Here is a 10,336-nt window from a genome sequence, read left to right as displayed (position 1 = left end):
GGGGTGATCCCCGGCCGGCGCACGGCGGGGCTGCCCCCGGGCGTCACCCGGCGGGGGGGAGAAGTCTTCCTCGGCCCCGTGAAGAAAATCAAGCCCCCCCACGGGGCCCCCCCACCCCCCCCGCCACGCCCCCCCGCCGGCGGCGAGGCCCGCGGGCGTTTGCGTTAGCGCGTTTTCCGGGTCCCAATGGACGGGGCGTCGCCGGCCCCTCCGGATCCCTTTAGTGCAGCTTGGCCTTGCTCATGGCCCAGCACACCAGCTTGCCGCCGAGCCAGGCCACCAGGCCGATCACGACCAGGGTCAGCAGCACATCCACGGGGCGCACGATAAAGGTGGCACCCAGCACCGCCAGGGCCGGACTCCAGACCCAGCGCTCGTCGGTGCCGGTACGCAGCACCTCGGGCATCTTGCGCTCGAAGAAGCGGCCGAGGCCATGCTCCCAGCGCTTGAGGCTCAGCAACAGGATAAGGGCAAAGCTGATCAGCCAGATCAGGGTCAGCGTCATGGTCACTCTCCGCGAGTCATCGGTGGCTCTGTTTATACGGGAAAAATGGTGAAACTAGGGTAGCCCTGCCACCCGGGCCACGCAACTGCCCCGGGACGGCTTGAATCAACGTCATGCCACGGGCCGAGAAGCTGAAAAAAATCCCTATCCCCCTGACAGCCCCCGATCCGCCACGTTACCATTGTCAGGACATGCACTCATCGAAAGGTTCCTCAATGCAAATTGCACAAAATGCCGTGGTCGCGTTCCACTACACCCTGACCAATGACGCGGGTGAAGTGCTGGACAGCTCGGAAGGCCGCGACCCGCTGACCTATCTCCATGGCGCCGGGAACATCATCCCCGGTCTGGAGAAGGAGCTGGAGGGACGCGAAGCCGGTGAAAAGCTGCAGGTCACCGTGGCTCCCGCCGAAGGCTATGGCGAGATCCAGCCGGCGCTGGTGCAGGAAGTGCCCCGCGACGCCTTCCAGGGTGTCGAGGAGGTTCAGCCGGGCATGCAATTCCAGGCCCAGACTCAGGGTGGTCCCCTGATGGTTACCGTGACCAAGGTGGAAGGCGATACCGTGACCGTGGATGGCAACCATCCGCTGGCCGGCCAGACCCTGAACTTCGACGTCGAGATCGCCTCCGTGCGTGAAGCCAGCGACGAAGAAGCCGAGCACGGTCACGTGCACGGCGAGGGTGGCGTCGAGCACTAAGCGCGACGCACCAGACGCATCGAAAAGGGGCAGCCGGTGGCTGCCCCTTTTTGCGTCTAGCGGCGACTCACCCAACGGGCGGGTCGCTTGACGGCCTCGGCCCCTTGCCCCCGGCCGCGCCGCCGCCAGGCGAAGTAGCGCCGCAGCCAGCCCAGCAGGCGCTCGGGCTTGTGGGCATTCTTCCAGACGCCGGCGCTGGCCTTGGCCGCCTCGGAGAAGGTCGGATAAGGGTGAATGGTGCCCAGCAGCTTGTTGAGGCCGATGCCCTGGGTCATGGCCAGGGTGAACTCGCCGAGCAGTTCCCCCGCCCCGTGGCCGACGATGCTGGCGCCGAGGATACGATCCTTGCCCGGCACCGTCAGCACCTTGACGAAGCCCCGGGTCTGGCCGTCGGCGATGGCGCGATCCAGCTCGCTGAAGTCGTAGCGGGTCACCTCGTAGTCGATGCCATCACGACGCGCCTGGCGCTCGTTGAGCCCCACCCGGGCCACCTCCGGGTCGCAGAAGGTCACCGCCGGCAGGTTACGGTAATTGACCCGGAAGCGCTTCACCTCGCCGAACAGGGCATTCACGGCGGCATGCCAGGCCTGATGGGCGCTGGCATGGGTCAACTGGTAGGGCCCCGCCACGTCGCCGCAGGCCCACACATTCGGCAGCAGGCTGCGCAGGGTCTCGTCCACCGCCAGGGTACCATCGGCGCGGGTCTCGATGCCCAGCGCCTCCAGTCCCAGGCCGTCGACCCGGGCCTCGCGCCCCACCGCCACCAGCAGGCGATCGAAGACCAGCCGCTGGCGCTCCATGCCCTGGTCGCCGTCCCGCTCGATCACCAGCACCTTGGCGACCTCGCCATGGCTGGGCCCCGCCTCGATGGCCACCGCTCGCCACCCCAGGTGCAAGGAGACCCCCTCCTCGCCAAGCTGCTCGGCCAGCACCGCGGCCACGTCGGCATCCTCCCGGGGCAACAACTGGGGCTGACGCTGCACCAGGCTGACCCGGCTGCCCAGGCGGGCGAAGCTCTGGCCCAGTTCGCAGCCGATGGGGCCACCGCCCAGCACCACCAGGCGCTCGGGAAGCGAGTCGAGCTGCCAGAGGGTATCGGAGGTCAGCGGCTCGATGGTCTCCAGGCCCGGCAACGCCGGTAGCCGAGGCCGGGCCCCGCTGGCGATGATCACATGACGCGTGGTCAGGGTACGCTGGCCAACGGCGACCTCCCAGGGACTCGTGAGCCGCGCCTCGCCCTGGATCACCTCGACGCCCAGCCCCCGGTAGCGCTCGGGGCTGTCATGGGGCGCTACCTGGCGAATGGCACCCTGCACATGGGCCATGACCGCCTTGAAATCGACGCGGGGTTCGCCGGCCTCGATACCGAAACGCGGCGCCTGGCGCACCTCCTGGGCCAGGCGGGCGGCACGAATCAATGCCTTGGAGGGCACGCAGCCGGTGTTGAGGCAGTCGCCGCCCATCCTGTCCCGCTCCACCAGGGCCACCCGGGCCTTGACCGCCGCGGCGATATAGCTCGCCACCAGGCCCGCCGAACCGGCCCCGATCACCACGACGTCATAGTCGAAGCCCCGGGGCTTGCCGAAGCGGGCCGCCAGCCGGCGCCGCTTGAGCAGGGCCACCAGGCCCCGGGCCAGCCAGGGGAAGAGACCGATCAGCACGAAGGAGGCGATCAGGCTCGGCGAGAGAATGCCCGAGAGCGACTCCAGCTGCCCCAGCTCGCGACCGGCATTCACGTAGACCAGGGTACCGGGCAGCATGCCCAGCTGACTGACCCAGTAGAAGGTGCGCATGGGCAGGCGCGTCAAGCCCATCACCAGGTTGATGACGAAGAAGGGAAACAGCGGGATCAGGCGCAGGGTAAAGAGATAGAAGGCCCCCTCGCGACGGATACCGGCATTGATGCGTTCCAGTTGGGCGGCGAAACGCCGCTCCAGGGGCGACTGGGCCAGGGTCCGGGCGATCAGGAAGGCCAGGGTCGCCCCCAGGCTGCTGGCGAAGGAGACGATCAGAAGCCCCCAGCCGAGCCCGAACAGGGCCCCACTCAATAGCGTCATCAGCGCCGCCCCGGGCAACGAGAACGCGGCCATCAGCACATAGAGGACGAAGAAGCCGCCCCCCACCCGCCAGGGCTCCGCGGCGAACCAGGCCTGGAAGTCGGCCTGCCTGGCCTGCAGGTTCTCCAGGGTCAGGAACGCCTGGGCACCACTGAGAAAGAAGGCGGCGATGACGATGATCACCAGGGCCAGCAGGAAAAGACGACGCCGCTGCATCACAAGTGTCTCCAAGACGAGTAAGGGGGCCAGGCAAGCTTGCCTGCACTTGTGCCTTGAGTCACCCGCCGGGAGGATTCCTTACAGTTCCCGCGGGCGGGAACCCGTGGCGGTCCGGCGGGTCTCCTAGACATCCCCCTGCTCAAGGATTCCCCATGCGCTCGCTGCCCGTCCTGTTGCTACTGCCCCTCATCTTCGGTGTCGCCCAGGCCCAGGAACGGCCCCAGGAGCGCGCCCAGGCGGTCTTCGCCGGGGGCTGCTTCTGGTGCGTCGAGGAGGCCTTCGATCCGGTGGAGGGGGTCCTCTCCACCACCTCCGGTTTCAGTGGTGGCCGGGTGGAGGCCCCCAGTTACCAGCAGGTAGTGGCCGGCGGCACCGGCCATGCGGAGGTGGTCAAGGTGGAGTACGACCCCGAGCGGGTCGACTACGCCGACCTGCTGCACGTCTTCTGGCGCAATATCGACCCCTTCGCGGTCAATCGCCAGTTCTGTGACGCCGGCGAGCCCTACCGCAGCGCCCTCTTCCCCATGGATGCCGAGCAGCGCGCCCTGGCCGAGGCCAGCCTGGCAGCGGTGGCCGAACGGTTCGATGCGCCCATCGCCACCGAGATCAGCGACTTCGAGGCTTTCTACCCCGCCGAGGAGTACCACCAGAACTACTACCAGAAGAACCCGCTGCGCTATCGCTTCTACAAGTCCGCCTGTGGCCGCGAAGAGCGCCTGGCCGAGATCTGGGGCGAGGAAGCGGGGGGCCTGCCACTGCCCTGAGCCGGCCGTTCGCGGGCCGGGCGCTGCAGGGCGAGAGCGATGCCCAGCGGCACCAGCAGCAGGGCCAGGGAGGCGGCCACCACCCCGGGCCACTGCCAGAGCCGCCAGAAGGGCTCCATGAAGAAGGTTCCGAGGCTGGCCCCCAGGTAGTAGCAGACCAGGTAGAGGGCCGAGGCGCTACCCCGCGCCCCCTGGGCATGCAGCCCCACCCAGGCCGAGGCCGTGGCGTGGGCCAGGAAGAAACCGAAGGCGTTGAGGGTCAGGGCGGCAAGAATTCCCGCCAGGGAATCGCTCAGGGTCCCCAGGCTGCCCAACATCAGCAACCCGATGCCCAGTGCCATCACCCGGGGCTGGGAGAAGCGCCGGGCGACCCGGCCCGACAGCGAGGCACCCAGGGTGCCCCCCAGGTAGGTCAGGAACAGCAGTCCCAGCCAGCGCGGCGAGAGCCCATGGGGCGCCTCGCTGAGCCGAAACGTCAGGTAGCTGTACTGGTTGATAAACACCAGGAAGCTCAGGCCACCGAGCAGATAGGCCCCCAGCAGCGGTGGATGGCGGAGCTGGGTCAGCAGCCCGGCGGCGATTCGCCGGGTGGCCAGGGGCGCGGCCTGGAAATGCCGGGCGCGGGGCAGCAACCACCAGAACAGCCCCACCCCGGCCAGGCTGAGCCCGCCGATCAGCAGGAAGGCGGCCTCCAGGCCCCACCACTCCCCCGCGGCGCCGCCCAGCAGCCGACCGCCGATGCCGCCCAGGGTATTGGCGCCGATATAGAGCCCCACCGCCGCGCTCAGCGCCCGGGGCTCGAACTCATCGCCCATCCAGGCGATGGCCACCGCCGGCAGTCCCCCCAGCACCAGCCCCTGCAGCACCCGCAGCAACAGCAGCGCCTCGAAGCTCGGCACCAGGGCCAGGCCCAGGCTGGCCAGGGCGCTGAGCAGGAGCGTCAGGCGCATGATGGCGCCCCGCCCCAGGGCATCGGAGAGGGGACCGAAGAGCAGCAGGGCCAGGGCTACCGCCAGGGTGGCCGCGGACATCACCAGGCCGGCGGCCAGGGTCGAGACGCCGTGCAGCTCACGCAGCGCCGGCAGCAGTGGCTGGGGCGCATAGAGATTGACGAAGACGATGATGGACCCCAGGCAGAGGGCCAGGGTGGCGCGCCACCAGGCGCGGCTATGCAGTGAGATCATGACGGGCTCCGACTTGGCAGCCCATGGTCGCCGCCCCACAATGATAAGTGAAACCGTTTATTTAGATCAGAGCCATCGGACCAGCTTATGACCCTACCCTTCGACCTGCGTGGCCTGGAGGTCTTCCTGATGGTGGCTGAGTGCGGCGGCTTCAGCGCCGCCGGGCGCCGCCTGCATATGGCCCAGTCGGCGGTCAGCCAGCGCATCGCCACCCTGGAACGACGCCTGGGACTGACGCTGCTGCAGCGTCAGGAGCGCCGCGTCACCCTGACCCCGGAGGGCGAGGTGCTATGCCGCCAGGCCCGGGAACTATTGACCCAGGCCCGAAGCACGGCACTGGCCATGCGCGAGCTGCACGACCTGGTCCGGGGGGAGCTGCGCCTGGGCCTGCCTTCCATGCTCGGCTCCTACTACCTGCCGCCGCTGCTGATGGGCTTCAAGGCCCGCTACCCGGGCATCCAGATGACGGTAGTGGAGGGCGGCACCCGGCGCCTGCAACAGCGGATCCAGGCCGGCGAGCTGGACCTGGGCGTGGTCATGGACGACCCCGGCGACCCGGCCCTGACCCGACGCCACTTGCTGAGAGAGGAGATGGTGGTCTGCGTGGGCCGCGACCATCCCTTTGCCAGCCGCACGGCCATCACCCCCAGGGAGTTCTTCGCCGAGCCTCTGGTGCTGTTCGAGGCCGGTTACTTTCATCGCGAATTCGTGACGGAGCTGGCTCGTCGGCATCGCTGCGAGCCGGAGGTGGGTTTCGAGTCGAACCTGATTCCGCTGACCAAGGCGATCGTCCGCCAGGGCTTCGGCATCACCACCTTCCTGCGCCGGGTGGTGGACGACCCGAACCTGGCGGCGGTCTCCTTCGCGCCGCCGGCCTGGCTCGATCTGGCCCTGGCCTGGAAGGCCGGCGCCCGCCTCTCCCGGGCCGAGCAGGCCTTCGTCGACTATGCCCTGGCCCATCGGCAGCAGCTCTAGGAAAGCTGGAAGCTGGAAGCTGGAAGCTGGAAGCTGGAAGCTGGATAGCAGCCTAAATGACACCGCCTCCGAGGCAGGACCTCGGAGCGGTTTTTTCTCCCAGCTTCAAGCTTAAGGCTTACAGCTCCCGGCGCAGCGGGGGTGGCTCAGGAGTCGAACCAGCGGGTGCGCTGGGCGAGCTGGGCGGGCTCCATGGGGCGCCGGGCCTGCCAGTAGTGGCGACGCCAATAGACGTTATCCAGCTCGGAGAGGATCACCCCCTGGGAGGTGGAGGCGTGCAGGAAGTAGCCCTCCCCCACATAGATCCCGACATGGTTGTAGGGCCCAGGGGGGCGGAAGAAGACCAGATCGCCCACCAGCAGTTCGTCCCTGGCCACCGGGGTGCCTTCGCGAACCTGGGCATCGGTAGTGCGCGGCAGCTCGATACGGAAGTTATCCTGGAAGACCCGCTGCACCAGGGCCGAGCAATCGATGCCCCTGGGCGAGCTGCCCCCCAGTCGGTAGGGCGTGCCCACCCAGCGCTCATGGGCATCGAGGAGTGCCTGACGGACCCGGGCCAGGGCCGGGTTGGCAAAGCCGAGGTAGGCGCCCCGTTCCGCCGGCGACATCAGGGCGCCGTCGGCCAGGGAGGGCATCGAGCGATCGAAATAGGCCTGCTCCCCGGTCCCGGAAGCATCCCGGGGCGCCGAGGCACAGCCCGCCAACAGCCACAGTGACAACCCCATGCCGGCCAGACGCAGTCCCCTCCGGGGCCAGGTACCCTGACTCATAGCGACACTTCGCTCCTTGAAATCACTCCTTGACCCCAGCCTCCCGGCACCAGCCGGAGGGCGTCGCTATGGCAGGGGTGCCCCTCGGGCGCCCCTGCCATAGCGGCCTGTCGGGCCCTGCGGATGAGCCGCCCCCCGACAGGTAGGGACGGCGCCAAAATGCTAACGACTATAGTCGATCTTTCAGAGGCTTGGGAAGCACCCCGTTAATGTAGGGTGCGGGCATCCCCGGGCAATGTATCGATATGCATGGGCGCCCAGTGGCGAGGCCGCGCCCCGGGGAAGTCGAGACTGGCCCAGCTGCCGGCCAGTGGCGGCGCGCCGCTGAGCCAGGCCACCAGGGCCTCGCGGAAGCTGGTCAGGTACTGCTCCCGCTCCTCGGTCTCGCCCATGAAGAAGGCGAAGCCGGCATAGAGACCGCGGGCATAGCTCTCCCAGCCCGAGTAGTGGCTCTGGGCCAGGCCCAGGGCCCGGTCGAGCACCTCGCCGAAGGCCTCGGCATCCAGCCAGGCCAGCTGTCGCCCGGCGATGGCCAGGTCGACCACCTGGGCGATATCCCAGGCGGTCATGTCCACCTCGTTGCAGCCGGCATCGTTATCACGTACCCGCTGCAGGCGCAGCAGGTGATTGCGCTCCTCCTCGCCACAGTCATCGGACTCGAGGATGGCGATCTCCGCCTCCAGGCGCTTGGCGTTCAGGGTGTAGGGAGCGTAGTTGATCTGGTACTCCTGACGATCCCCGGAGGCGAGCAGGAAATCGAGGAAGTCGCGCAGCCCCTCGGCGCTCTGCAGGCCATAGTGACCGTCGATCCACTCGCGGATCGCCGCCACCTCCCGGGGGCTCTCCGGCAGCGGCTCGCTCCAGGCCCCGGCATTCAGCGGCCCCACCAGGGAGAGGGCGGTGAAACGGGTCAGGTCGGGGCGCGGCCCCGGCTCCTGCCAGTCCGAGGCCTGCCAGTCCAGGTAGTGGAAGGGGCTGCCGGGATCCTCCAGATGCCAGCGGATCTCGTGACGCATGGGCGGCTGCTCCCCTTCGGGCAGTGCCTGTTCCCACTGGGCCCAGGCCTCCAGCAGTCGGCGCGGCGTAGGATAGAAGCGGCACAGCACGCTGCGCAACGACTCCGCCAGCCCAGCCAGCCCCGCGGCCTCGAAGTCGCCGCTGTCCATGGCCATCTGCAGGTAGAACGCATACTTCTCGGCCATATGAATGGTCGCCGCGTGGCGACCGCAGCCCTTGAGCCGCTCGCGCAGGGTCACCGCCTCCGCGGCGGGGCGCCCGAAGGGGGTCTCCAGGGCGGGCAGCGCCTGGTGCTGGGCATCCGCCGCCAGCTGATTGAGGTGGTGCGCCTGGGCGGGCAGCCAGTAGCGGGCCAGGCCCGCCACGCCATCCTCCGGATAGAGCCCCAGGCTCTCGCGCAGGTAGTGACGGGCATCGTCCCGACGCGCCTCGTCCAGGGCGAGATCGGGGCCCTGGCGAAACAGCAGGTCGGGTTCGCGTACCGCCGCCAGGCTCAATACCCAGTGACGGGGATCACGGCGCCAGGCACGCAATGCCGCGGTGGCGGCCTGCTGCTGGCTCTCGTCGATCAGGGCGTGCAGGTCATAACGCCAGGGGGAGCCCGGCGAATGCAACAGCAGCCCCCAGTCACGCTCCAGCTCGCCCATGCCGTCACGCCCCTCGTAGAGGCTGCGGCCGCGCTGGTAGGCGGTGACCAGGGCCAGCCAGTCGCTGTAGCGATGGTGCAGGAGGCCGGCGGCATGCACGGCGAAGGCCTGGGCCTCCTCGGCGTCGAGCCACTCCAGGCTCCAGCCCGCATAGGCCAGGTCGATCAGCCGCATCCAGTCCCAGGCCGCCCACTCCAGGGGCTCGCCGCGGTCGAGGAAACCGAGCAGCACCTGGCCGTAGGGGAGCCCCTCGCCGAGGCCATCGAGCCACTGGCGGCGCCCCTCGGGAGCCCGATCGAGGAGCTTGCTGGCGTCCAGGTCCCAGCCGTAGCGGTCGCCCTGGGCGCTCAGCCACAGCAACAGGCGCAACAGGTCGTCACGATGCTCGACCTTCCACATCTCGCGCAGCCAGGCCTGGGCCTCGGGCCAGTCGATGCCCGCCGCCGGGGGCAGGGCCACCACCGGCGAGAAGGCGGCCCGCAGCCGCCACACCGACTCCTCGGGGGCCTCCGGCCACAGCGACACCGACGGCGAGCGCCGCGCCAGGGTCTCGGCGAGGCGTTCCCAGGTGATGCCCTCCCCCTGGTGCTCCAGCAGCGCCAGGGCCTCGCAGGCCTCGAAGAGCCCATCATCGCCGCGCACCCAGCCCTCGGCGCTGCGCGCATGCATCACCGCCTGCAGCCAGTCATCGAGGCGGCCATGGTGCGCACTGATGCTCTCCGCCAGGGAGCGCACCCAGGCCCGCGCCCGGGCCTCGGGCAGCCAACCGGCGGCGGTCGCCAGCGCCAGCAGTTCCAGGGCGGCGAGCTGCTCGGCGGCATTCTCCGCCCCGGGCACCAGGGCGGCCACCAGGCGCCAGCCCAGCTCGCCGCGATCGGCACAGCCCAGTTCGGCGAGACGCGTCGCCGCCATTGAGGCATCCACGACGGTGGGATCGGGCTCGAAGGCCCAACCGCACAACACCAGCTGCTGGGCCCACCAGGCGTTCAGGGGATCAACCAAGGCTCACCTCGACACTCATATGCAATCGCAATCGGCGCCTAGTGTAGCGGAAAGCGGCGGCGGCGCCGATGGCGTGACATCATCCGGTGAGCCTCTTCACATCATCGGGCGGGCAGCGGCGCCTCCACGGCGGCATAGGCGACCATCTCCACCAGCATCTCCTCCCGGGCGAAGCCGGAGACGATGATGGCGGCGCGGTTGGGGTAAGGGGCCGTGACGTAGTCGGCATAGAGGCGATTGACCGTGGCCAGGTCCTCGCGTCGGGTGACATAGATCAGTACCTGGGTCAGGTCCGCCATGCCGGCCCCGGCGCTTGCCAGGGTATGGCGCAGGTTGTCCAGGGTCTGGCGGGCCTGGGCCTCGATGCCGCCCTCCACCACGGCGCCATCGGCGCCGATCGGAATCTGGGCGGTGAAGAGGATGCCATTGCCGATGACGGCCCACTCCAGGGGCGCCTTGGCGGCGAAGAGGTCGGTGCTTACGGGGTGAATCATGGGG

9 protein-coding genes are annotated in these 10,336 nt (G+C 69.0%); 3 read left to right on the top strand and 6 right to left on the bottom strand.

Annotated elements, in window-relative coordinates; all coding sequences use genetic code 11:
* Positions 1-220: 220 nt before the first annotated feature.
* Positions 221-505 carry a hypothetical protein gene (locus tag IHD13_RS07495; protein ID WP_195860416.1) on the bottom strand — a complete coding sequence of 95 codons (285 nt, stop codon included), beginning with the start codon at positions 503-505 and terminating at the stop codon, positions 221-223.
* A 215-nt stretch (positions 506-720) separates the two neighbouring features.
* Between IHD13_RS07495 and IHD13_RS07490 the strand changes: the two genes are divergently transcribed.
* Positions 721-1,203, top strand: a complete 483-nt coding sequence (locus tag IHD13_RS07490) for an FKBP-type peptidyl-prolyl cis-trans isomerase (RefSeq protein WP_195860415.1) — start codon at positions 721-723, stop codon at positions 1,201-1,203.
* Between the two features lie 56 nt (positions 1,204-1,259).
* Here IHD13_RS07490 and IHD13_RS07485 read toward each other — a convergent pair whose 3' ends face one another.
* Complete coding sequence (locus IHD13_RS07485; RefSeq protein WP_195860414.1) at positions 1,260-3,476, bottom strand: FAD-dependent oxidoreductase; 2,217 nt, start codon at positions 3,474-3,476, stop codon at positions 1,260-1,262.
* A 155-nt stretch (positions 3,477-3,631) separates the two neighbouring features.
* Here IHD13_RS07485 and msrA point away from each other — a divergent pair, with 155 nt between their 5' ends.
* On the top strand, positions 3,632-4,243 hold the full coding sequence (msrA, locus tag IHD13_RS07480; protein ID WP_195860413.1) for a peptide-methionine (S)-S-oxide reductase MsrA: 612 nt from the start codon (positions 3,632-3,634) through the stop codon (positions 4,241-4,243).
* Here the strand turns inward: msrA and IHD13_RS07475 are convergent.
* On the bottom strand, positions 4,165-5,427 hold the full coding sequence (locus IHD13_RS07475; protein ID WP_195860412.1) for an MFS transporter: 1,263 nt from the start codon (positions 5,425-5,427) through the stop codon (positions 4,165-4,167). The genes msrA and IHD13_RS07475 overlap by 79 nt on opposite strands.
* Positions 5,428-5,514: 87 nt before the next feature.
* Between IHD13_RS07475 and IHD13_RS07470 the strand changes: the two genes are divergently transcribed.
* The gene (locus IHD13_RS07470) at positions 5,515-6,402 is read left to right on the top strand and encodes a LysR family transcriptional regulator (RefSeq protein ID WP_195860411.1); all 888 of its coding nucleotides are present in this window, start codon (positions 5,515-5,517) and stop codon (positions 6,400-6,402) included.
* Positions 6,403-6,548: 146 nt separating this feature from the next.
* Here IHD13_RS07470 and IHD13_RS07465 read toward each other — a convergent pair whose 3' ends face one another.
* The 3 genes from IHD13_RS07465 to IHD13_RS07455 all read right to left on the bottom strand — a co-directional run bounded on the left by IHD13_RS07465 (position 6,549) and on the right by IHD13_RS07455 (position 10,332).
* Entirely contained in the window at positions 6,549-7,172 is a 624-nt protein-coding gene (locus IHD13_RS07465; protein ID WP_230086189.1) for a C40 family peptidase, read from the bottom strand.
* A 206-nt stretch (positions 7,173-7,378) separates the two neighbouring features.
* Positions 7,379-9,838, bottom strand: a complete 2,460-nt coding sequence (locus tag IHD13_RS07460; protein WP_195860410.1) for a DUF1266 domain-containing protein — start codon at positions 9,836-9,838, stop codon at positions 7,379-7,381.
* Between the two features lie 101 nt (positions 9,839-9,939).
* Complete coding sequence (locus tag IHD13_RS07455) at positions 9,940-10,332, bottom strand: RidA family protein (RefSeq protein WP_195860409.1); 393 nt, start codon at positions 10,330-10,332, stop codon at positions 9,940-9,942.
* Positions 10,333-10,336 lie beyond the last annotated feature (4 nt).

The organism is Halomonas sp. 328 (assembly GCF_015645095.1).
Classification (GTDB): domain Bacteria; phylum Pseudomonadota; class Gammaproteobacteria; order Pseudomonadales; family Halomonadaceae; genus Bisbaumannia.
This window is presented reverse-complemented; position numbering and strand designations above follow the sequence as displayed.

Coding starts and splice junctions, on each gene's coding strand:
- IHD13_RS07495 (WP_195860416.1), bottom strand. CDS start 505: ATGACGCTGACCCTGATCTGGCTGATCAGCTTTGCCCTTATCCTGTTG.
- IHD13_RS07490 (WP_195860415.1), top strand. CDS start 721: ATGCAAATTGCACAAAATGCCGTGGTCGCGTTCCACTACACCCTGACC.
- IHD13_RS07485 (WP_195860414.1), bottom strand. CDS start 3,476: ATGCAGCGGCGTCGTCTTTTCCTGCTGGCCCTGGTGATCATCGTCATC.
- msrA (WP_195860413.1), top strand. CDS start 3,632: ATGCGCTCGCTGCCCGTCCTGTTGCTACTGCCCCTCATCTTCGGTGTC.
- IHD13_RS07475 (WP_195860412.1), bottom strand. CDS start 5,427: ATGATCTCACTGCATAGCCGCGCCTGGTGGCGCGCCACCCTGGCCCTC.
- IHD13_RS07470 (WP_195860411.1), top strand. CDS start 5,515: ATGACCCTACCCTTCGACCTGCGTGGCCTGGAGGTCTTCCTGATGGTG.
- IHD13_RS07465 (WP_230086189.1), bottom strand. CDS start 7,172: ATGAGTCAGGGTACCTGGCCCCGGAGGGGACTGCGTCTGGCCGGCATG.
- IHD13_RS07455 (WP_195860409.1), bottom strand. CDS start 10,332: ATGATTCACCCCGTAAGCACCGACCTCTTCGCCGCCAAGGCGCCCCTG.